We start from the raw sequence: 20,709 nt of genomic DNA on the forward strand, positions 1-20,709 counted from the left end.
CTGACTTACAGACCCCGCGATAATCCGGCCAATGACGCTATCACCATGAAGCTGGACTTCACGATAGACCGACTCAAACGCATGGCCTTGTTCGCCCGGGTGGTCGAGCTGGGCTCGATGAGCGCGGCCGCCCGCGAGCTCGACATGACCCCCTCGGCGGTCAGTCAGCAGTTGCGCCAGCTCGAAGCCGAGACCGGCGTGGTCCTGCTGCATCGCTCGACCCGCAAGCTGACCACGACCGAGATCGGCCAGGCTTATTACGAAGACTGCGCGGCGATGCTGCACGCCGCGCGCAGCGCCGACGGCCGCCTGGGCGATCTGCGCGACGAACCGCGCGGCGAGTTGCGCATCGCCGCGCCGATCGGCTTCGCCGCGCATCTGGCGCCCGCTCTCGCACCGTTGATGCGCGCCTATCCCGAACTGTCGCTGCGGATCTTCGCCGACGACCGCCAGATCGACCTGATCGCCGAGCGCATCGACTTGGCGATCCGGGTCGGCCGGCTCGCCGACTCCAACCTGATCGCGCGGCGCATGGCCGAATGGCGGCATCTGCTGCTGGCCTCGCCGGCCTATGCGCAGACCCACGGCCTGCCGCGCACGCCGGAGGAACTCGCCGGCCACTCGATGCTGATCCTCAGCGTGATGAACCAACCCGAGTACGTCGAGATGCATCGCGACGGCGAACCCTCGCGGCGGGTGCGGATCGGCGGGCGCATCGTCGGCAACAACGCCGAGACCCTCAAGCAGATGATGTTGCAGGGGCTCGGCATCGTCCGCCTGCCCGAGCCCGATGCCGCGCCGGTGTTGGCCGATGGCCGCGCCGTGCATGTATTGCCGGAATGGACGATGGCGCCGCTCGGCGTCTACGCGGTGACCGCGCAGCGCGATTCGCAGCCGGCCAAGGTGCGCATGGCGATCGCGGCCTTGCAGGACTATCTGGGGTCGCAGCGGTAGCGAGCGCGTGCCCCCAGGCGCTCTCCTTCTCCCGCACGCGGGAGAAGGAGAGCGAAGCCCGGGCCGCTTAGCCGACGATCTTCGCCAAGGCCCGCACCGGAAAGGTGCCCATGCCCTTCACCTTCGGCGGCACCGCGCTGAAGCTGAAGCCTTCGTCGGGCAGCGCGGCGAGGTTGCGCAGGTGCTCGACGATCAGGATGCCGGCGCCGAGCAGGGTCGAATGCACCGGACGCGTATTGCCGCGTGTGTCGTCGATGTTCATCGAGTCGATGCCGACCAGCTTCACCCCGCAATCGCGCAGCCACACCGCCGCGTCTTCGGTCAGGAAGGGATGGCCGTCGGCATAGGCCGGCGTGGCGAAGTGCCGGTCCCAGCCGGTATGCACCAACACCGCGCGGCTGCGCAGTTCCAGGTCGCGGAAATAACCGATGTCGATCGCCTTTACCGACGGGTCGATACGCACCACGATCGCGTCGAGGTCGGCGCAGTCTTCCGCGCGGATCTGCGACAGGTCGGCGCCGTGCTCGTAACGGTGCGAGGGGCAGTCGATGTAGGTGCCGGTGTTGGCGACCATGTCGATGCGGCCGATATGGAATTGCGTGCCCTCGGCGTAGATCTCGCGCGAGGCTTCGCGGCTGAGGTAATCGCAGATGTACGCGGCCGGCATGCCCGGATAGGTGACCAGACCGTCCTCGATGGTGTGGCTGAGGTCGACATAACGCGTCGCTCCATGCTCCAGAGCGCCGGCCTTGCGCTTGTGCGCTTCGATCAGGATTTGCTTGTTGAGGATGCGCGCCGGCCCGACCATCAGCAGGCGCAAGTCGCGCACGATGTAGTCGACCAGTTCGGCATCGCTGATGTCGTCGCCCTCGATGTCGAGGCGAAACCCCTGGCCCTGCAGGCCGCCGCCGTTGCTGAACTCGATTTCGAAATCGAACTGGACGCGATACTGGATGGAATTCAAGCGAATCTCCGAGGGGCGGGTGTGATGGAAGACTGCGATGGGGGAAGCGACGAGGATTTGCTGCAATGGATGGGTGATGCGAACGGATGATGCGACGGCGGCTCATGCGACCGATTCATCCACGGCAGCGCCCTGCCACGCTCTTGCTCGTCATCCCCGCGAAGGCGGGGATCCAGGGCTTTATCGCGACGGAACGCTGAAGTTTCTCGATCTCCGCCTTCGCGGGGATGACGGCTTGGAGTCTAGCGACCGACGAAAAGCCCGTGGCGACCGATCGCCGGGTTCCACGATAGGCACATGAAGTCTCGCGAAAACGAGGCTCCGAGGCAGCCCCATCCGCCGGCCGTTCCTCACTGCTTACTTAGCGGCCCTTTGGCTCAGCGCAACGCTGCCGAGGATCAACAGCGCCGCGATCAGCATGGTGCCGGTCAGCGGCTCGCCGAGCAGCATCCAGCCCCAGGCCACGCCGAACAGCGGCACCAGGTAGGTCACCGCGACCGCGCGGCCGGCGCCGATACGCTGGATCAGGCGGTAGTACATGACGAAGGCGATGCCGGTGCAGAGCACGCCGAGCAAGGCCGCCGACAGCCAGGACTTGGCCGGGATCGCGTGGGTCGGCCACTGCGCGATCGCGAACGGCAGGGTCAGCAGCGCCGAAGTGCCCAAGGTCGCCGCGGCGACCGCTGCGGCCGGCAGGCCGGTGAGTTGGCGGCGCACCAGGTTGGCGCCGATGCCGTACAGGAAGGCGGCGGTACAACCGGCCGCGACCGCCCAGCCGATGCTCGCGCCGGCGGTCTTGCCGCTGGCCAGCACCACCACACCGGCGAAACCGGCGAACAAGGCGACCGCGCGTTGCATGCCGATCTTCTCGCCGAAGAACAGGAACCCGACCAGCGCGGTGAACAGCACCGCCATCGAATTGGTGATCGCGCCGATGCCGGCCGGCGCGCGTTGCGCGGCCCAGGCGAACAGCACGAACGGCACCGCCGAATTGATCACGCCGATCAAGGCGAGCTTGGCCCAGATCGCGCCCTTGAACGATTCGCGCGCCTTCCACAGGAACGGCAACAGGATCAGCGCGCCGAGGCCCAGCCGCATTTCCACCAACGGCAGCGCGCCGAAGTCCTTCGCCGCCACGCGCATGAACAGGAACGACGAACCCCAGATCGCGCCGAGCACGGTGAGCTCCAGCGGCGTGCGCCAGGCGGCGCGCTCGGAGTCCGAAGGGGTGGCCACGGCAGGCGGGGCTGCGGGGCAGTTGCAAGCTACGTTGGCGGCGAGTTCGGGGGAACGCATGCGCTAAGTCCTCGAAAACGGCGACCGCGCGATGCGGGCGCCTGCGGGGGAACACGGCCGCACCCGGCCTCGCGGCGGCGCGGTGGGCGCAGCGGCGACGGACGCCATTGCGCGGTACGGACAACCGAGGCCGGCCATGGCCAAGCGCCATCGAGCGCAGGGCCCGATCGCAGTATCGGTACGCGGCCCAGATGCGGATCCGGATCGGATCAGCCGGATCCGACCAACCTGATCCGATCAAGAGCGGGCCCAATCAAGAGCCGATCCGATCAAGAGCGGATCGGGTGTTGCGCCGGCTCCGCCGGCAGCTCGCTCAGACGTCCAGAATCACCAGCGTGCCGCGGCTGCCCGGCGCGACCGCGTGGGCCACACCCGCGGGCACCACATAGAGCTGCCCGGCCCCGACTTCGACGATCGCACCGCCAATGCTCAGACGCATCTCGCCGTCGAGCACCAGCAGGCCCTCGGCGAAATCGTGCGTCTCTTCCTCGTAAGCGCCGGCATCCATCCGCACCAGCTTGAAGTTGGCGCCGCCGAAACGTCCGACCACGGTCGAGCGCCAGGCGGCGGGCAGTTCGGCGGAGGTCGCAAGCAGGTCGATAAGGCTCATACGCAGGCACTGGCTGGTGGGTCGCGGCGGGTCGTGACAACAATCTGGCTCTTCCCTGGCGCCTATTTTGACTGGCCCGCCAGCCAAGACAAGCGCATACTTTGGCGCTCAGGCACAAGTAATATTTGAGGCTGATCATGGCATTGCGGGCAGACTGGTTACCGGCCCTGGCGGCGTTCGAAGCGGCCGCGCGGCATCAGAATTTCGCCCACGCCGCCGAAGAGCTGCATTTGACCGCCAGCGCGGTCAGTCATCACGTGCGCAAGCTCGAAAGCCGGCTAGGCGTGAGCCTGTTCCAACGTCATGCGCGCGGCGTCGCCCTGACCCCGCAAGGGCGCCAGCTCGCCGATTCGGCCGGCACCGCCCTGGCCGACATGGACGGCGTGTTGCGCAGCCTGCGGGTCAGCCGCCAGGAGACCGACCGGGTGCGCGTCACCACCCTGCATTCGCTGGCCTACACCTGGCTGCTGCCGCGGCTGAGCGAGTTCACCAGCGCGAACCCGAAGATATTGCTCAGCCTCGACACCGAGATCGCGTTGGCGCGATTCGACGAAGGCGGCCCCGACCTCGGCATCCGCCACGGCGCCGGCCATTGGCCCGGGCTGACCGCGCACCATCTGATGGACGACGCTTTGTTCCCGGTCGCTTCGCCGACCATGCCCGGCATCGAGCGGATCACCGAGCCGGCGCAGATCGCCGACCTGCCGTTGATCGCCGACCACGCCCGCCAAGGCTGGCACGACTGGTTCCGCGCCGCCGACGTGCACGGCCGCAAGCTGGAGGAGCGCTACACCTTCAGCGATACCACCGACGCCATGATGGCCGCCGCCCACGGCATCGGCGTGGCCCTGGCGCGCGAACAGATCGCCGTGCCCTATCTGCGCTCCGGCCAGTTGGTGCGCCTGCCCGGCCCGTCGATGCCGGCGCGCTGGGGCTATTACGCGATCTACCCCGCCCACCGCCGCCTGCGCCCCGCGGCGCAGACCTTCCTCGATTGGTTGTTGGCGGTGAAGAAGGATTGAGGCATCGCCTGCATCGGCGCGCCCCCCGCTTTGTGTAGGAGCGATCGCGCTCAATCGTGCGCGGCAGGTTTGCGTCGTGATGCTTTCTTCACCGTGGTTTTCTTCGCCGCGACTTTCTTCACTGCGGCCTTCTTCGCTACGGCCCTCTTCGCCTTCGCTTTTCTCGGCGGCGCGGCATTGGCTTTGCGCAAGGCGGCCTGGTAGGCCAAGGTCAGCCAGGGCTTCATGTCCTGCGGCGAATCCATCGCCGACTCGGGCACCGACCAGAAACTGAGCTCGATCGGTTTGCGCTGGCGCGTGTAGACGAAGGGCTCGCAGCCGGCCGCGCGGAAATGCGGCGCGGTCTGCGTGTCGACCTTGAGGTAGACCGCCTCATCGGCGATCAAGGCGATCATCAGGCCATCGTGATAAATGCCATGGCCGCCGAACATGCTGCGCGCCGACAAGGCGCCGAAGCCGGAGGCCAGATCGCGCAGATGGGCGATGAAGGCCTCGCTCACGCGAGCGCCTCCATCGCCGCCTTGGCCTCGATCAGAAGCGGTGCCACAGACGCACGTAATACGCCGCGCCGTTGAGACCGAACTGGACGCTGTCGAAGATGTGGCCGTTGTCGGTTTCGTCGGCGTTCTGGCGGGTCGGCTTGACGTTGAAGATGTTGGCGCCGCCCACCGTCAGCTTCGTATTCTCGGAGAACGAATAGGTCGCGCTGAGGTCGGCCGAGGTCTTGGCCTTGTAACGCGCATTCGGCACGCCGCCGGCGGTGCCCGAGAACGTGCCCAGAGTCTGCGGTCCGAAGTGGATCACCTTGACGTTGCCGGCCCAGGGGCCGCGCGACAGGTCGAAGCCGAGCACGGCCTTCGACTTCGGCGCGCCCTGCTCGATGAACAAGCGCTCGCGCTCCGACAACAGCACGTCCTCGCGGCCGATCAACGCCGGCGGCGCGTGGATGGCATTGACCTTGGTGCGGTTGAGGTTGAGGGCGAAGAAGGTGCCGAGCTTGACGTCTTCGCCGAGCTGGCGTTCGTTGTTGAAGGTGAAGTCCAGGCCTTCGGTGCGGGTGTCGACCGAGTTGACGAAGAACTGCGCCTGGCCGACGCCGAGGTCGTCGAGAATGCTGCCGATGGTCGGGTCGGTGGTGTCGAAGCGGCCGCTCAGTACGATGCGGTCGTCGATGTCGATGCGGTAAGCATCAAGGGTCAGCGACGTATCGGCGGTCGGCGACCAGGTCAGGCCGAGGGTGTAGTTACGCGATTCTTCCTTGGTCAGCAGCGGCAGGCCGGCGGCGTTGGCGATGGTGCCGCCGTTGGGCGCGATGACCACGTCGACCGGTTCGCCGTTGACGAAGTCGGTGATGGTCGAGGAGAAGAACTTCTGCTGCAGCGACGGCGCGCGGAAACCGGTGCTGGCCGAGGCGCGCAGCATCAAGGTGTCAGTGGCGCGGAAGCCGGCGGCGAGCTTGCCGGTGGTGGTCTTGCCGAAGTCGCTGTAGTCCTCGTAACGCACCGCCACGCCGGCGGTGAAGCGGTCGGTGAAGTCGGCTTCGAGGTCGACGTAGGCGGCCCAGTTGTCGCGGCTGTGCGAGCCGGCGTCGGCCGGCTGGAAGCCCGGGAAGCCCTGGCTGCCGGCGTTGCCGCCCTCGCCGACGCCGTCGGCGTCGATGTAGGAACCCGGCTCGCCGGCGAAGATCTTGTAGCGCTCGTCGCGACGCTCCAGGCCGAAGGCGACGTTGAGGCCGTTGAAGACCTGGTCGTAGAAACGGCTGACGTCGAAATTGATCGTCTTCTGCTGGAACGAGAAGCCGCCGGCATCGAAGCTGTCGGCGCTGACGCCGCGGCCGCCGTTGAGCAGGTCGAGGTTGGCGATCGAGGCGTTGAGAGTGTTGTTGATGTCGTAACGCAGCTCGTTGAAGCCGTAGGTGTAGGACAAGTCCGCGTTCCACTCGCCCATCGTCCAGCGCAGGCCGAGGATGCCGTAGCGGTCCTTGAGTTCGCCGTCGATGAAGGGCACGAAACCGTCCGGGTACATCGCCGCGGAGTTGCGCGAGGGGATGTCTTCCGAGCCCAGGCCGTCGCGCGCGAACGCCGCCGAGGACGCATCGCGGTTCTGCACGCCGCCGGTGAAGTACAGGGTCAGGTTTTCGCCGAGGGGCTTTTCGCCGTTGACGAAGATGGTCTCGTTGCGGATCTTCGAGTCGCCGATGATGCGCGGGCTGCCGGCGGGCTCAGAGCGGTCGGAACGGCCGCGGTCCTGGTACTCGCCGGTGATGCCGATGGTGCCGTCGCTGCCGAGGCCGAAACCGCAGTAGGCCGTCGCCAGCCAGTTTTCGCCGTCGCCCTTGGAATACTGGCCGTAGCCGGCGACCGCTTCGCAGCCCTTGCGCTTCTTCAACGAGATGTTCATGACGCCGGCGATGGCGTCGGAGCCGTACTGGGCCGCGGCGCCGTCGCGCAGGATCTCGACACTGTCGATCGCCATCAAGGGGATGGTATTGAGGTCGGTGCCGGTGTTGCCGCGGTTGCGCGCGCCGAACAGGTTGAGCAAGGCGGTGGTGTGGTGGCGCTTGCCGTTGACCAGGACCAGGGTCTGGTCCGAACCCAGGCCGCGCAGCGCCGCCGAGTCGACCAGGTCGGCGCCGTCGGCGCCGCTCTGGCGGGTCGAGTTGAACGAGGGCGCGGCGTATTGCAGCGACTGGGCCAGGTCGAACTGGGCGCCTTCCTCGGTGTTCTTGGCCATCGGCAGCACGTCGACCGGCGAGATCGAGGTGGTGTCGGAAGAGCGCTGGCTGCGGCGCGAACCGAGCACCGACACCGTCTCCAGGGTCCGGGCTTCGCTTTCCTGAGCCGGTGCGGCCTCGGTCTCCTGGGCGGCGGCGCTGCCGGCGAAGAGGCCGCCGGCGACCCACAGTGCGCAGTGGACGGCGCTGAACAGGCGGGCACGGCAGAGGGGACGGAGAGGACGGCGGCTGGCTTGCGTCATAGCGAGGATCCTTGGCGAGGCGGGCTGGGCATCCCCTTAGCCTAAAGCCAAGACGCCAGTTCGTGCACAGTCGGCGACGCGGAAATGCAAACAAACAGTGCTGGGGGCCGCGCAATGGATAGCGCGGCACAGGGGTTTGGGGATGGGCTGCGAGCCCGGGCCGCCGGTCCATCGCGCCCGAATGACGGCCCGGCTGGGCCGGCGCGGCGCGGCGATCGGGCGGGTGCGCGGTCGCTGCTTGTGACCGAAGGAAATCCAGTCGGACGCCGCTCCTACCCCTTGGTTACGCGGCTCCTGAGTAGGAGCGGCGCAAGCCTCCTGAGTAGGAGCGGCGCAAGCCGCGACCGCGAAACTTCGATCCGCGACGAGGGCTTCAATAGGCCCGAGAACACAGGGACGGGGCGGTTCGCACGAGAACAAGGCCGGTTCTCTTTTACCCAACGCCAGCGTTTGAAACGGCGCGGTCGCGGCTTACGCCGCTCCTACATTGGGCTGCGTCGGATGCCCTGCCGCACTCACTTCGCAGGCGCCGCCGGCTTCGCCGCGACGTCCGCCGATTCGACCCAGCGCGCGAAAAACTCGCGCAGGTCGCGGCCGCTCGCGCGTTCCATCGCCCGGCGGAAATCCGCGGTCACCACCGAATGGCCGTAGTGCGCGCGGGTGTAGGCGCGGATGCCGCCCCAGAACGCGCGCTCGCCGAGCTCTTCGCGCAGCAGGTGCAGAACGTAGGCACCCTTCTGGTACACCACGGCGCGATCGTCGGCGCTCGGCTTGGTCCAGTATTCGTAGATCAAGGCGTGGTCCTTGCCGCTCTCGCGCAGCTTGTCCAGGCGCCGCTTCCAGCCGTCGACTTGTTTGCGATAGGCCTCGTCGCCGAAACGGTGCTGCAGATAGGCCGCGGCCATGAAATTGGCGAAGCCCTCGTTGAGCCAGAAATGGCCCCAATCGCGGCAGGTGACGTAATTGCCCCACCACTGGTGCGCGGCTTCGTGCGCGATCAAGGCCTGCGCGCTCGGGTCGTCGAGCACTTCGCGGCCGTAGGCCTCCGACATCAGCGACAAGCCGGCGAGTTCCTGGCCGATGGTCTTGGCGACCAGCACCTGGCTGTAGGTGCCGTTGTAACGGATGCCGGCGCGGCGGCCGAAGAAACGCATCATGTCGGGCGTGTCGGCGAATACACGCCGCAGTTGCGGCGCCTGCAGGTCGCTCGACAGATAACGCAGCGCGGCGTTTTCGCTGGTACCGCCGGCTTCGTTGTAGCGGCCGGCGGCGAAGCCATAGACATAGCTCGGCATCGCCGCGTCCTGGCGCCAGCGATAGGCCTCGCGGCGGCCGCCGAGCGCCGACTTCGACATCAGGCGACCGTTGCCGACCGCTTTCAAGCCTTCCGGCAGGGTCACGGTGAGATCGAGCGTGGCCCGTTCCTGCGGCGCATCGATGCAGACCAGCCATTGGCTGGTCGAGAACACCGTATACAGCTCGCTACGCTCGGGATGGAATTCCAGGCCGAAACGCGGCGCGCCGCGGTAAGCGATTTCGATCTCATGGCGCGAACCGGCCGCGGCCGGCGCCGCCAGGCGTACGCTCAGGCGCTTGTCGAGCTTCTCGAAACTCAGCGGCTTCTTGTCTTCGCTGACCGCGACGATGTCGAGGTCGCCGGCGTCGAAATCGAAACGCTGCGCGCCCTGGGTGCGGACGATGAAACGGATCGCGACATGGCCGCGCAAGCTCTTGGCTGCCAGGTCCGGCTCGATGCGCGCGGTGTAATGCAATACGTCGATGTCGGCGCCGGCGCGCGCGACTTCGCTCGAGGCCTTGGTCGCTGCGGCGAGGCTGGCGAAGGCCGCACAGGCGAGGACGCCGGCCGCGATCGTGCGCCGCAGCAAGCGGCTGCGCGCACGGGATTGGCCGACCTGGTTTACTGCATCGCGCATCGCTTGCTCCATCCCTTCCCCTGCCGATCGCGGTCCTGCGATTCGTGTCCGCTCGGGCCGATCCACCGGATCGGGCGTCGATCATCGCCGATGCGGACGCTGCGCTGAACCCATCGGCCGTTCATGGTTTGTCTGCGGTTAGGGATTGCGCCGGATCTGCGCCCCCGATCACTGACAGCGCTGTCATTTACGGCCAAGGTGCGGATCGTGAGCGCAGGCGCGCGGGCGATCGCGTCGCGGGCGGTCACGCCCACCCACGCCAAGCACGCGCTTTCCCGCGGCACTGCGCCGCCCGGGCCCGCCTGGGCACGGGAAGCCGAAGGCTTGCCCCTGCTCAGGAGCCACCCAGATGGTCACTCGCCGTAGTTTCCTCAGCGCCTCCGCCGCCGCGATGGCGGCCGGCGTCGTCGCGCCCTTCGCCTCTCGCGAGGCCGTCGCGGCCGCACCGCAACGCTTCACCCTCAACCTGGTCAATGCCTCGGGGCAGAACACCGCCTATGCCTATGTGGTCGGCCTGTCGGGCGGACGCCCCTTGTTCGTGCGCGCCGACGGCGGCAGCTATTACCCGCCCTCGCCGTCGTCGCCGGTGACGCCGCTGGGCCAGGACTGCGCGATCCCGCTCGGTGGCCACGGCTCGTCGACGCGGGTCTCGATCCCGCGCATGTACGGCGCGCGCATCTACGTGGTCACCGGCAGCAAGCTCGATTTCTTCGTCAATCCGGGCCCGGCCATCGTCCACCCCAGCTTTCTCAACACTGGCGATCCGAACTTCAACAAGAACTGGACCTTCGCCGAATTCACCTTCAACGAATACGAGCTGTTCTCCAACATCAGCTACGTCGATTTCGTCGCCGCGCCCCTGGGTTTGTCGCTGCGCTCGCTGTCGGGCCGGGTCGAAACCATCCCCGGCCTGCCCGCCGGCGCGCTCGATCCGATCTGCTACGCGCTGCAACAACAGGCCAGCCGCGAGGGTTCGGCCTGGGATTCGCTGATCCAGCGCGGCAGCAACGGCCTCAACCTGCGCGCGATGAGCGCCCACTACCAGGCCGGCCGCTTCCAGAACTATCTGAGCGGCTACATCAATGCGGTCTGGAGCAAGTACGCCTCGACCACCCTGAGCGTCGACACCCAGTCCGGCTTCGGCCGCCTGACCGCGCGCGTCGGCGGCGACGGTCTATTGCGTTTCAACAACGGCGAGAGCTTCGCCCGCCCAAGCACCGCCGACGTGCTGAGCTGCGACAGCGGCCCCTTCAGCCTCGCCGGCGCCAGCGAGGCGCGCAAGGCGATCATTCCGCGCCTGGCCGCGGCCTTGAACCGCACCACCCTGCTCGACAACGCGGACCAGCCCAACGGCGAAATCGCCAGCCGCTTCTATCGCAATGCCCAGACCAATCACTACGCGCGCCTGGTGCACGAGCGCCTGCCCGACAACCGCGGTTACGCCTTTCCGTACGACGACGTCTCGCCGAGCGGCGGTCAGGACTTCAGCGGCGCGGCGCGTTCGGGCGACCCGGACACGCTGACCGTGACCTTACGCGCCCTGCGCTGACCGACCCGCTGCGACGCTCAGCGCGCCAGGCCGGCCGTGCCCCCAGCACGGCCGGCCTGGCCATACCGCAGCGCAGCAAGCGCCGCCCAGGCCTGGCCTATGATGCGGGCGACCCGCCCTCGCGGCGGCCCGCATCGGAGACGCCATGAACGCCGACAAGCACCAGGACCTGGGCAAGCTGATTCTTCGTCTCGCGCTAGGCGTGCTGATCCTCCTGCACGGCATCGCCAAGCTGCGCGGCGGCACCGCCGGCATCGTCGGTCTGGTCGAATCGCAGGGCTTGCCGGGTTTCCTCGGCTACGGCGTGTTGATCGGCGAGGTGCTTGCGCCGGTGTTGCTGATCGTCGGCTATCACGCCCGCATCGGTGCGGCCTTGATCGCGGCCAATATGTTGGTCGCGCTGGGCCTGGTGCACCTGGGCCAGATCGGCCAGCTCAACGAGCAAGGCGGTTGGGCGCTGGAACTGCAGGCGATGTTCCTGGCCAGCGCGGTCGCGCTGGCCTTGTTCGGCCCTGGCAAGTACAGCCTCAACGGCAAGTAGCGAGTGCGGCGCTGCGGCCGGTCGGCTCGACCGGCTCGCTTGCGTTCGCCCATGCCGATCGGATCGCATCGATCCGATCGCGCAGCTCGGATCAACCCGATCGAATCAACCCGATCGGCTCATCCTGCTCAGACCATCCTGACTAGATCCGGTTGACCCGGAATTTGCGGCCCTTGATCTTGCCTTCGCGCAGGCGCGCGAGCGCGGCGCCGGCCTGCGCGCGCGCCACCGCCACGTACGAGCGCGTCGCGTAGACGTTGATCTTGCCGATCGCATCGGCCTTGAGCCCGGCATCGCCGGTCAGGGCGCCGAGGATGTCGCCCGGCCGCAGCTTGTCGGTCTTGCCGGCATCGATGCGCAGGGTTTCCATCGGCGCGACCGGCGCGTTCTTGGCCTTGCCGGCCAGCGGCACGGCGCGGCGCCAGGCCAGCGGCGCGCCCTGGCGTTCCTGGATCTGCTCGGCACGCCCGCCCTCGCGCGGCCCGCACAGGCTCAGGGCGATGCCGCCGCGCCCGGCGCGGCCGGTGCGGCCGATGCGGTGCACGTATACGTCCGGGTCGGTCGGCAGGTCGTAGTTCACCACCGCCGCGAGTTCCTCGACATCGAGCCCGCGCGCGGCCACGTCGCTGGCGACCAGCACGTTGCAGCTGCGGTTGGCGAAGCGCACCAGCACCTCGTCGCGGTCGCGCTGTTCCATCTCGCCGTGCAGGGCCAGCGCGGTGAAGCCGTAGTGGCTCAGCGAGCCCACGACTTCCTCGGTGTCCTTGCGCATATTGCAGAACACCACGCAGGAATCCGGGCGGTACTCCAGCAGCAGCGCCGCCAGCAACGGGGTCTTCTTGGCCGCTTCGACTTCGTAGAAATACTGTTCGATCTGCAGCGCGGAGGCTTCGCCCTCGACCGTGACTTCGGCCGGCTCGCGCATCGCGCCGCGGGCGAGGTCGCGGATCGCATCCGGGAAAGTCGCCGAGAACAGCAGGCTCTGGCGGGTCTTCGGGGTCTTGGCGACGATCTCGCGCATCGGCTCTTCGAAGCCCATGTCGAGCATGCGGTCGGCCTCGTCGAACACCAGGGTGCGCACGCCGTCGAGCTTCAAGGCCTTCTTGCGCAGCAGTTCCTGCAAGCGGCCGGGCGTGCCGACCACCACGTGCGGCGCGTGCTCCAGCGAGGCCAGTTGCGGCCCCAAGGCCATGCCGCCGCACAGCACCGACACTTTCAGATTCGGGATCGCGAAGGCGAGTTTGCGCAGCTGCTGGCCGACCTGGTCGGCGAGTTCGCGGGTCGGGCACAGCACCAGCGCCTGGGTCTTGATCGCGGCGGGGTCGAGCCGCTGCAGCAGGCCCAGGCCGAAGGCGGCGGTCTTGCCGCTGCCGGTCGGCGCCTGCGCGATCAGGTCGCGGCCATCGAGGATCGCCGGCAGCGCGCGCGCCTGGATCGGCGTCATCGTGGTGTAGCCGAGCGCGGCCACGCCCTGCAGCAGGGCCGGCGAAAGGGAGAGGGAGTCGAAGGCCAAGGAGTCGGCAGTCGCCAAGGCCGCGGTGGGCGAGATCGGATCGTTCATGCGCCATGATCGCAGCTTCGGGCCGAGCTTGGGCTCGGCAGCACGCTTTTCCGCCGTCGCCGCACCGGATCGGGGCGGTCCGGCCTATGCTGCTGCGGTCGCCGGCGCCGCCACAGCGCCGGCCCGGCATGCTCGCCAGCTCATGCTCAGTCGAACATGCTCGCCCGCTCATGCTCACACAAACATGCTCGCCCGAGCCGGCCTGGAGGCCCGCCATGGATCAGTTCCTGCATATCCGCGTTCTGCTCGGCATCGTCCTGGGCCTGGCCATCACCACCCTGCTCAAGGGCCTGGCCCGCTTCGTCCAGCACCCGGGCCGCGACCGCGTCTACGGTGTGCACATCGCCTGGGCGATCTCGATGTTCACCCTGCTCGCGCATTTCTGGTGGTGGGAGTTCCGCCTGGTCCACCACGTGCACTGGAGCTTCGTCGCCTACGCCTTCCTGATCCTGTACGTGGTGGTGCTGTATCTGTTGTGCACCTTGCTGTTTCCCGACGATATCGGCGACTACGGCAGTTGGCGGGAGTATTTCCAGTCGCGGCGCAAATGGTTCTTCGGGATCATGGCGGTGTCCTACCTGATCGATTTCGGCGACACCCTGATCAAGGGCCGCGCCTATTTCGACAGCTTCGGCATCGAGTACCCGCTGCGCAACCTGAGCTACGTGCTGCTGTGCCTGGTCGCCATCCGCACCCGCTCGGAAACCTTCCATCGCGTCTTCGTCGCCGCCAGCCTGATTTACCAGGTGTCGTGGATCTATCGCCTGTTCGACTTCGTCCAATAAGCGCGAGTGCCGCGCTATGGAGCGCACCCGCTGTCGCGCGCTCACCCGGCGGCAACGCGGCGCCGCCTATGCTGGCCGCATGATTCCGTCTTGCGTACACCCATGAGCCGAGCTTTCGTGAAAGAAGGCGACGGCGACGAAAACGCCGGCGATCTGCCCGAACTGCCGATCAGCGAGCATCCCAACTACGTCACGCCGCGCGGCATGGCCTTGCTGCGCACGCGCCTGGACGATGCCGGCCGGCGCCTGGGCGAGATCGACGCGAACGCGGTCGGGGCCCGGCTCGAAGCCGCCCACATCGAACGCGAACTGCGCTGGCTGCAGGCGCGCATCCTCGGCGCGATCACCATCGCGCCCGAGCGCCAGCCGGCCGAACTGATCGCGTTCGGCGCGCGGGTCGAGGTGGTCGACGACGACGGCCGCGAATACCGCTACCGCATCGTCGGCGAAGACGAAGCCGACCCGGAGCTCGACCTGATCAGCTGGGTGTCGCCGCTCGCGCGCGCCCTGCACGGCGCGCGCGTCGGCGACAGCGTGGTCTGGAAGCGGCCTGCCGGCGATCTCGCGATCGAAGTGCTGGCGATCGATTACGGCTGAGCCGCGCCGCGGTATCCGCATCAGCAAGACAGCCTCGACGCAAGCCGTCGGCGACGCGTCGCCGGCATCGCGCGACGACAAGAGCACGCGATCGCGCGCCCGCTTACCCCTGCCGCCCTGCCCCGACCGCTCGTCGGCAAGCGCTTGACGCTGCCCGATGGCGGAAGAATCATTTAGCAAATTAGTTAATTGCTGAATACCTGCAGCGGTACGGGGCTCGGGCCGCAGCGGCTCTCGCCCGCTCGGCAGGCTCGGCGTCACCGCTCGATACCACCGCACGACACGTTCACCAGGGAGAGGTCATGAACGCATTGCCCGACAGCCTGCGATCGCATCGCGTCCAGTCGCAGGCCGACCGACTCGACTCGATCCGCAGCGTCAGCGACGGCCGCGTGGTCTGGGAGCCGGTGCGCTCGCTGTGGTTCACCACGATGGCGCTGGGCGCGGTGGTCGGCGGCATCGCCACCTTCAGCTGGCCGGCGTTCGCCTTGTTCGTGGTGTCGACCGCGACCGTGCTCCTGCTGGGCCATTCGCTCGGCATGCATCGCAAGCTGATCCACGACAGTTTCGGCTGCCCGAAGTGGCTGGAATATCTGCTGGTGTACTGCGGCGTGCAGGTCGGCCTGGCCGGTCCGATCGGCCTGGTGCGCACCCACGACCTGCGCGACTACGCCCAGCGCCTGCCCGGCTGTCACGACTACCTCGCCCATCGCCAGCCCTTCGCCATCGATGCCTGGTGGCAACTGCATTGCGAGCTGCGCCTGAGCGCGCCGCCGCGCATCGAGATCGAGGCGCGCATCGGCGACGATCGCTACTACCGTTTCCTGCAACGCACCTGGATGTGGCAGCACCTGCCATGGGCGCTGGCCTTCTTCGCCATCGGCGGTTGGGGCTGGGTGTTCTGGGGCGTCTGCGCCCGGGTCACCGCCGGCGTGTTCGGCCATTGGCTGGTCGGCTACTTCGCCCACAACCACGGCGGCATGCACCACGAGGTCCGCGGCGCCGCGGTGCAGGGCCGCAACGTGCGCTTCGTGTCGCTGCTGACCATGGGCGAGTGCTGGCACAACAATCACCACGCCTTTCCGGGTTCGGCGCGGCTCGGCCTGTATGCCGGCGAATGGGACCCGGGCTGGTGGTTCCTGCGCGCGTGCGAACGCATCGGCCTGGTCTGGCGCTTGCGCCTGCCCGAGGACCTGCCGCCGCGCGAGGAACTGCATCGCCTGGAACCGACCTCCGCGGCGGCATTCGCCGATACCGCGCCCACTCGACTCACCCGGACCGTCCCATGAGCACCGAACCGCCCGAACTGCCGCCGTTGCCTGCCCCGCCACCGCTGCCCAGACCTTTGCCGCAACCTGCGACTGCACCGCCGTCGCGGCGCCTGAGTCCCGGCCTTGCCGTCTTGGCCGGCATCGCGCCGGTACTGGGCGGCGCCCTGATCGGGCTGCTGCTGCGCTTGGCCTTCGATGGTGAACCCGGCAGCGCCTTCGCGACCATGCTGTGGGTGTTCATCGTGCTTGCGCCGTTCGCGATCGGCGCGGTCACCGTGTATCTGGCCGAGCGGATCAAACCGCGCGGCATCGGGTATCACTTCTTCATGCCGATGCTCAGCGTGTCGCTTTGCGTGCTCGGCAGCATGTTCATGATGCTGGAGGGGCTGATTTGCGTGCTGATGGCCCTGCCCTTGTTCGCAGTCATGGGCGGGCTGGGGGGCGTGGTGATGGGAGCGATCTGCCGCCTCAACAAACGCTCCACCACCCCGACGGTCTACAGCTTCGTCGCCCTGCCGGTGGTGCTGGCGGCGTTCGGCGTCGGCCACGAGACGCCGCAACGCTTCGAACACGTCGAGCGCAGCGCGGTGATCCAGGCGACGCCGGCCGAGGTCTGGAAGCACCTGCTCGATGCCGACCATATCCAGTCGGCCGAAGTCGATCGCGCCTGGATGTACCGCATCGGCGTGCCCACCCCGCTCGCCGGCGTCACCCATCGCACCGACACCGGCCTGGTGCGCGAGGTGCGCATGGGCAAGGGCATCCACTTCCGCCAGATGTCCAGCGACTGGCAGCCGCAACGCTACGTGCGCTGGCAGTACCTGTTCGAGGAAGATTCGGTGCCGGCCGGCGCGCTCGACGACCACGTCCGCATCGGCGGCGATTACTTCGACCTGCGCGACACCACCTACACCCTGACCCCGCGCGGCGACGCGACCGTGCTGACGATCCGCATGGACTATCGGGTCAGCACCGGCTTCAACTGGTATGCGGTGCCGCTGGCCGATTGGCTGATCGGCGATTTCAGCGAGGTCATCCTCGACTTCTACCGCCACCGCGCGCAGGCGCGGCCGGCGACCTGAGCCACCAGTCAGGGGTCAGGGGTCAGGGGTCAGCAACGAGACTCAGCCGGCCGCTTTCTTGGCGCGCCGGCTTTCGCGTTTGAGCGGCCCGCCGACCGGGCAGATCTCGAAGGCGAACTGGGTCAGGGTGTTGACCAGGTTGTCGGGCACCAGCTTGTAGACCACGAACTGGCCGCGGCGCTCGCTGCTGATCAGCCCGGCGTTGACCAGCACCGACAGATGCCGCGAGATCGCCGGCGCGCTCATCTCGAAGCGCGCCGCGATGTCGCCGGCGCTGAGTTCGCGCTCGGACAGAAAGGCCAGGATCTGCCGTCGCGGCGACGAGGCCAGGGCTTCGAAGATCTTGTCCTGCATGAGGCGGGAACCGCGGCCCCGGATATTTGTTTAATTAACTAAAATACTAATTCCGACCCACTCGAAGTCAAGCGCCGCCGGTCGGGCCGGTGCCTGGCACGGCTATCGGATCGGAAGGCAAGCAGCACGCAGGCGGCCGCACAACACGGCTCGCGAAGGCGAGCGCCGCTGGCGAGGCAGTGTCGCCAGACTTCACAGGGGTGGTATCGATCAGGCCGCTCGCGCCGCGGCATCAAGCCGGCGCTCACGCCCTGGCGACGCCTCGCGTCGCCGGGCAGCGGCCCAGACCGTGCAGCCTTGCGCTGCACGGCACCGCGGCCAGCCTCAGGCGCCGGCGGCCTGGACGCGTGCGCGCTTCGGGAAACCGACCATGCGCTTGAGCTCTTCGTCCCACAGCTTCAGCTGCGCGCACTTCAGGCTCGACCAGATGGTCAGGCGTGGTGCGGCCTGCAGCAGCGGGCTGGATTCGTACGCCTCGCGCAGGCGGTAGTTCGGGATGCGGCTGGAAAGGTGATGGATGTGGTGGTAACCGATGTTGCCGGTGAACCAATGCACGATATGCGGCAGGTCGTAGAACGAGCTGCCGGCGATCGCGGCTTCGTGCGAGTTCCAATCGTCCTTGCGGGTCCAGTACGCGTCTTCGAAGGTGTGCTGGACGTAGAACAGCCACACGCCGACCGCGCCGGCGATCAACACCACCGGCAGATGCACCATCAGCACGGTGTGCCAGCCGATCGCAAAGCCCATCGACAGCAGGATCAGGCCCAACGCCAGGTTGTTGAACAGCACGCTCGCCCACTCGCGCTTCCAGGTGAAGGGCAGATCGAACGGGAAACGGTGCTTGATGACGAACTGGTACAGCGGGCCGACGCCCAGCAGCACCGGGGTGCTGCGGTACAAGCGGTAGCACAGGCGCCCGAACCAGGAGCGCGAGCGGTATTCGGCCACGGTCAGGGTTTCGATGTCGCCCATCTCGCGGCGGTCGAGGTTGCCCGAGGTGCCGTGGTGGATGGCGTGGGTCTTCTTCCAGTAGCCGTAAGGGAACAGGGTGACCACGCCGAGGCAGCGGCCCACCAGGTCGTTGGCGCGGCTGCTGGCGAAGAACGAACCGTGGCCGCAGTCGTGCTGGATGATGAAGGTGCGCACGTACAGGCCGGCCGCCGGAATCGCCATCAGCAGGGTCCAGCCGTAGCCCCAGTTACCGACCACGCTCCAGGCCATTAGCGTCCACAGTGCAGCGAACGGCACCAGAGTGTTGACCAGTTGCCAGACGGCCCGTCCGAGGTGGGGCTTGGCGAAACGCGCGCAAAGCTGACGCAGGTTGGTGACGGTGGATTGCGGTTCGGCGTCGGCGTTCAAGCGGCAACTCCATGAAGGACGTTCCATTGTGGTGAGCGCTTCCTGACCTGGCAATGACGTTCGCAGGCGTATGGACGTGATCGCTATCGGGCTTCGGACTTTTGCCCTCCGGTTTCGGCCAGGCCGCCCCGGCCCCGGCTAGGCTATGCGGCATGTCCGCCTGGTACGTCTATCTGATCGAATGCCGCGACGGCAGCCTGTACACGGGTATTGCCGTCGATGTGGAGCGCCGCTATGCCGAACACGTCGCCGGCAAGGGCGCGCGCTACACCCGTTCGCACCCGCCGTTGCGACTGCTGGCGCAGTTTCCGCACCCGGACCGTTCGTCGGCGCTGCGTGCGGAGTACGCGATCAAGCAGCTGTCGCCGACCGCGAAACGCGCACTTTGCGCGAACGCGGCGGCCGCAACCGTCCCGGCCTGACTCAGATCGGCTCGACTCAGATCGGCTCGACTCAGAACAGCGCCCAGACCAGCTTGATCAGGCCCCACAGCGACACCGTCCACACCGCTGAACGCAGGTAGGGAATGCCGGCCGCATACACCGGCACGTAGACCAGCCGCGCCCAGAAGTAGAGCTGCGCACCCAGCGCGGTGTCGTCGTTGCCGCGGCCGGCCAGCCCGACCGCGAGCACCGCCGCGGCGAACAAAGGGAAGGTTTCGAGGAAATTGCGCCAGGCGCGGTCCACCCGCGCAGCCACGCCGGTCAGGGGCTCGGGAGTGCCGTCGCGGGCGCCGGCGTTCCAGCGCACCCCGCGTTGCTGGGTCATGAAGGTCGCCGCCGCCAGCAAATGCACGATCGCGAGCACGATCGACCAGGCCAGCATCTGCAGTTCGATGCTCATGCGCACGCCCTCATCAGACCGGGCCGTTGGGCAGGATCAGGATTTTGCCGTCGCGTTCGCCGGCGGCGGCCGCGGCGACCGCCTGTTTGATCTGGTCCAGGCCGTAGGTCGCCTGCACCCGTGCGGTCAGTTGCCCGCTCGCGACCAGGCGCCCGATCTCGCCGAACACCTCGGCGCGGCGCTGCGGCGTCGCCGCCTGGAACCAGCGCGACAGCCAGAAACCGCGCAGGGTCACGTCGCGGAACACGAAGGAGGCCGGCGAGATCGAACAGGCCTCGCCGCTCATCGCACCGTAATTGACCAGCACCCCGCCCTCGCCGAGCGATTGGGCGATGTGCTGGGTCGCGATGCCGCCGACCGCATCGATGCCGAGCCGGATCGGCACTTTCTCGGTGACTTCGCGCGCGCGCTTGGCGAGGTCGTCGCCGTCGACCAACACGACCTCGGCGCCGGCCGCGCGCACCGCCTCGACCGCCGACTCGCGCCGCACCACGTTGATGGTGCGCAGGCCGCGCAGCTTCGCCAGTTGGATCAGATAGCTGCCGACCGCGGAATTGGCTGCGTTCTGGATCACCCAGTCGCCGGGCTGCAGGTCGACGAACTCGCTCAGCATCAGCAGGGCGGTCGGCGGATTGATGGTGATCATCGCCAATTGCTTGGGATCGGCGCCGTCGGGTAAAGGCACCAGACCCTTGGCCGAGGCGACCAAGTGGGTGGCCCAGGTGCCGCCCTGGATCGGCAACAGCACGGTCTGCCCGACTTGCGGATGGACGACCTCGGGCCCGACCGCGGCGATCCGGCCCACGCCTTCGTTGCCGCCGACCGCGGGCAGCGGCGGCAGCAGACCGTACTCGCCGGTCAATGTGAGTACGTCGGAGGGGTTGATCGGCGATGCCAGCACCTCGATCAGCACCTGTCCGGCGCCCAGCGGCGGCGCCTCGAACTCGACCGCCTCGATGACGTCCTGCGGCACCGGGCCGCGCTGCGCGTACTGGGCTTTCTTCATAAAGA

20 protein-coding genes are annotated in these 20,709 nt (G+C 67.7%); 9 read left to right on the top strand and 11 right to left on the bottom strand.

The genetic code is table 11. The features are described 5' to 3' along the window. Positions 1–45 precede the first annotated feature (45 nt). The gene (locus tag ACKN61_RS17790; RefSeq protein WP_408950644.1) at positions 46–954 is read left to right on the top strand and encodes a LysR family transcriptional regulator; all 909 of its coding nucleotides are present in this window, start codon (positions 46–48) and stop codon (positions 952–954) included. A gap of 67 nt (positions 955–1,021) precedes the next feature. On the opposite strand, the gene ACKN61_RS17795 is transcribed toward ACKN61_RS17790, so the two are convergent. The 3 genes from ACKN61_RS17795 to ACKN61_RS17805 form a co-directional block, all read right to left on the bottom strand. Further along, complete coding sequence (locus tag ACKN61_RS17795; RefSeq protein ID WP_408950645.1) at positions 1,022–1,918, bottom strand: cyclase family protein; 897 nt, start codon at positions 1,916–1,918, stop codon at positions 1,022–1,024. Between the two features lie 357 nt (positions 1,919–2,275). Beyond that, positions 2,276–3,214: a DMT family transporter gene (locus tag ACKN61_RS17800; protein ID WP_408950646.1), complete on the bottom strand. Its 939-nt coding sequence runs from the start codon at positions 3,212–3,214 to the stop codon at positions 2,276–2,278. Positions 3,215–3,527: 313 nt separating this feature from the next. Continuing rightward, entirely contained in the window at positions 3,528–3,824 is a 297-nt protein-coding gene (locus ACKN61_RS17805) for a cupin domain-containing protein (protein WP_408950647.1), read from the bottom strand. Positions 3,825–3,961: 137 nt separating this feature from the next. Between ACKN61_RS17805 and ACKN61_RS17810 the strand changes: the two genes are divergently transcribed. Beyond that, positions 3,962–4,846 carry a LysR substrate-binding domain-containing protein gene (locus tag ACKN61_RS17810; protein WP_408950648.1) on the top strand — a complete coding sequence of 295 codons (885 nt, stop codon included), beginning with the start codon at positions 3,962–3,964 and terminating at the stop codon, positions 4,844–4,846. Between the two features lie 50 nt (positions 4,847–4,896). Here the strand turns inward: ACKN61_RS17810 and ACKN61_RS17815 are convergent, their stop codons facing one another. The 3 genes from ACKN61_RS17815 to ACKN61_RS17825 form a co-directional block, all read right to left on the bottom strand. After that, a complete protein-coding gene (locus tag ACKN61_RS17815; RefSeq protein WP_408950649.1) occupies positions 4,897–5,346 on the bottom strand; it encodes a TfoX/Sxy family protein in 450 nt (149 codons plus the stop codon). 31 nt (positions 5,347–5,377) lie between these two features. After that, positions 5,378–7,822, bottom strand: a complete 2,445-nt coding sequence (locus ACKN61_RS17820) for a TonB-dependent receptor plug domain-containing protein (RefSeq protein ID WP_408950650.1) — start codon at positions 7,820–7,822, stop codon at positions 5,378–5,380. Between the two features lie 515 nt (positions 7,823–8,337). After that, complete coding sequence (locus ACKN61_RS17825; protein WP_408950651.1) at positions 8,338–9,756, bottom strand: M1 family metallopeptidase; 1,419 nt, start codon at positions 9,754–9,756, stop codon at positions 8,338–8,340. A 349-nt stretch (positions 9,757–10,105) separates the two neighbouring features. On the opposite strand from ACKN61_RS17825, the gene ACKN61_RS17830 reads away from it, so the two are divergent. Further along, on the top strand, positions 10,106–11,305 hold the full coding sequence (locus tag ACKN61_RS17830; protein WP_408950652.1) for a glycoside hydrolase family 64 protein: 1,200 nt from the start codon (positions 10,106–10,108) through the stop codon (positions 11,303–11,305). Positions 11,306–11,450: 145 nt separating this feature from the next. Then, positions 11,451–11,846 carry a DoxX family protein gene (locus ACKN61_RS17835; protein ID WP_408950653.1) on the top strand — a complete coding sequence of 132 codons (396 nt, stop codon included), beginning with the start codon at positions 11,451–11,453 and terminating at the stop codon, positions 11,844–11,846. 142 nt (positions 11,847–11,988) lie between these two features. On the opposite strand, the gene dbpA is transcribed toward ACKN61_RS17835, so the two are convergent. Beyond that, entirely contained in the window at positions 11,989–13,407 is a 1,419-nt protein-coding gene (gene dbpA / locus ACKN61_RS17840; RefSeq protein WP_408950654.1) for an ATP-dependent RNA helicase DbpA, read from the bottom strand. A 215-nt stretch (positions 13,408–13,622) separates the two neighbouring features. On the opposite strand from dbpA, the gene ACKN61_RS17845 reads away from it, so the two are divergent. The 4 genes from ACKN61_RS17845 to ACKN61_RS17860 all read left to right on the top strand — a co-directional run bounded on the left by ACKN61_RS17845 (position 13,623) and on the right by ACKN61_RS17860 (position 17,142). Further along, the gene (locus ACKN61_RS17845; protein WP_408950655.1) at positions 13,623–14,192 is read left to right on the top strand and encodes a hypothetical protein; all 570 of its coding nucleotides are present in this window, start codon (positions 13,623–13,625) and stop codon (positions 14,190–14,192) included. Between the two features lie 102 nt (positions 14,193–14,294). Continuing rightward, positions 14,295–14,789: a GreA/GreB family elongation factor gene (locus ACKN61_RS17850; protein WP_408950656.1), complete on the top strand. Its 495-nt coding sequence runs from the start codon at positions 14,295–14,297 to the stop codon at positions 14,787–14,789. A gap of 302 nt (positions 14,790–15,091) precedes the next feature. Continuing rightward, positions 15,092–16,078, top strand: a complete 987-nt coding sequence (locus tag ACKN61_RS17855; RefSeq protein ID WP_408950657.1) for an acyl-CoA desaturase — start codon at positions 15,092–15,094, stop codon at positions 16,076–16,078. Next, positions 16,075–17,142, top strand: a complete 1,068-nt coding sequence (locus ACKN61_RS17860; RefSeq protein ID WP_408950658.1) for an SRPBCC family protein — start codon at positions 16,075–16,077, stop codon at positions 17,140–17,142. Before ACKN61_RS17855 ends, ACKN61_RS17860 begins: the two co-directional genes overlap by 4 nt. Before the next feature lie 42 nt (positions 17,143–17,184). Here the strand turns inward: ACKN61_RS17860 and ACKN61_RS17865 are convergent, their stop codons facing one another. After that, entirely contained in the window at positions 17,185–17,496 is a 312-nt protein-coding gene (locus tag ACKN61_RS17865) for a metalloregulator ArsR/SmtB family transcription factor (RefSeq protein WP_031373429.1), read from the bottom strand. A gap of 324 nt (positions 17,497–17,820) precedes the next feature. Then, positions 17,821–18,855 carry a fatty acid desaturase gene (locus tag ACKN61_RS17870; protein ID WP_031373428.1) on the bottom strand — a complete coding sequence of 345 codons (1,035 nt, stop codon included), beginning with the start codon at positions 18,853–18,855 and terminating at the stop codon, positions 17,821–17,823. Between the two features lie 152 nt (positions 18,856–19,007). Between ACKN61_RS17870 and ACKN61_RS17875 the strand changes: the two genes are divergently transcribed. After that, positions 19,008–19,277, top strand: coding sequence for a GIY-YIG nuclease family protein (locus ACKN61_RS17875; protein ID WP_031373427.1), 270 nt, complete (start codon positions 19,008–19,010; stop codon positions 19,275–19,277). A gap of 31 nt (positions 19,278–19,308) precedes the next feature. Here ACKN61_RS17875 and ACKN61_RS17880 read toward each other — a convergent pair whose 3' ends face one another. Both ACKN61_RS17880 and ACKN61_RS17885 read right to left on the bottom strand, forming a co-directional pair. Further along, positions 19,309–19,704, bottom strand: coding sequence for an MAPEG family protein (locus ACKN61_RS17880; protein WP_408950659.1), 396 nt, complete (start codon positions 19,702–19,704; stop codon positions 19,309–19,311). Between the two features lie 7 nt (positions 19,705–19,711). Next, the gene (locus ACKN61_RS17885) at positions 19,712–20,704 is read right to left on the bottom strand and encodes a zinc-dependent alcohol dehydrogenase family protein (RefSeq protein WP_408950660.1); all 993 of its coding nucleotides are present in this window, start codon (positions 20,702–20,704) and stop codon (positions 19,712–19,714) included. Between the last annotated feature and the right edge of the window lie 5 nt (positions 20,705–20,709).

This window comes from Lysobacter sp. Hz25 (assembly GCF_046097045.1).
In the GTDB taxonomy this organism is placed as follows: Bacteria; Pseudomonadota; Gammaproteobacteria; order Xanthomonadales; family Xanthomonadaceae; genus Lysobacter; species Lysobacter antibioticus_B.

What these genes read in the sequence shown, in the direction of transcription:
- ACKN61_RS17790 (WP_408950644.1), top strand. Translation starts at nt 46, where the DNA reads ATGAAGCTGGACTTCACGATAGACCGACTCAAACGCATGGCCTTGTTC.
- ACKN61_RS17800 (WP_408950646.1), bottom strand. Translation starts at nt 3,214, where the DNA reads ATGCGTTCCCCCGAACTCGCCGCCAACGTAGCTTGCAACTGCCCCGCA.
- ACKN61_RS17805 (WP_408950647.1), bottom strand. Translation starts at nt 3,824, where the DNA reads ATGAGCCTTATCGACCTGCTTGCGACCTCCGCCGAACTGCCCGCCGCC.
- ACKN61_RS17810 (WP_408950648.1), top strand. Translation starts at nt 3,962, where the DNA reads ATGGCATTGCGGGCAGACTGGTTACCGGCCCTGGCGGCGTTCGAAGCG.
- ACKN61_RS17820 (WP_408950650.1), bottom strand. Translation starts at nt 7,822, where the DNA reads ATGACGCAAGCCAGCCGCCGTCCTCTCCGTCCCCTCTGCCGTGCCCGC.
- ACKN61_RS17825 (WP_408950651.1), bottom strand. Translation starts at nt 9,756, where the DNA reads ATGCGCGATGCAGTAAACCAGGTCGGCCAATCCCGTGCGCGCAGCCGC.
- ACKN61_RS17830 (WP_408950652.1), top strand. Translation starts at nt 10,106, where the DNA reads ATGGTCACTCGCCGTAGTTTCCTCAGCGCCTCCGCCGCCGCGATGGCG.
- ACKN61_RS17835 (WP_408950653.1), top strand. Translation starts at nt 11,451, where the DNA reads ATGAACGCCGACAAGCACCAGGACCTGGGCAAGCTGATTCTTCGTCTC.
- dbpA (WP_408950654.1), bottom strand. Translation starts at nt 13,407, where the DNA reads ATGAACGATCCGATCTCGCCCACCGCGGCCTTGGCGACTGCCGACTCC.
- ACKN61_RS17845 (WP_408950655.1), top strand. Translation starts at nt 13,623, where the DNA reads ATGGATCAGTTCCTGCATATCCGCGTTCTGCTCGGCATCGTCCTGGGC.
- ACKN61_RS17850 (WP_408950656.1), top strand. Translation starts at nt 14,295, where the DNA reads ATGAGCCGAGCTTTCGTGAAAGAAGGCGACGGCGACGAAAACGCCGGC.
- ACKN61_RS17855 (WP_408950657.1), top strand. Translation starts at nt 15,092, where the DNA reads ATGAACGCATTGCCCGACAGCCTGCGATCGCATCGCGTCCAGTCGCAG.
- ACKN61_RS17860 (WP_408950658.1), top strand. Translation starts at nt 16,075, where the DNA reads ATGAGCACCGAACCGCCCGAACTGCCGCCGTTGCCTGCCCCGCCACCG.
- ACKN61_RS17865 (WP_031373429.1), bottom strand. Translation starts at nt 17,496, where the DNA reads ATGCAGGACAAGATCTTCGAAGCCCTGGCCTCGTCGCCGCGACGGCAG.
- ACKN61_RS17875 (WP_031373427.1), top strand. Translation starts at nt 19,008, where the DNA reads ATGTCCGCCTGGTACGTCTATCTGATCGAATGCCGCGACGGCAGCCTG.
- ACKN61_RS17885 (WP_408950660.1), bottom strand. Translation starts at nt 20,704, where the DNA reads ATGAAGAAAGCCCAGTACGCGCAGCGCGGCCCGGTGCCGCAGGACGTC.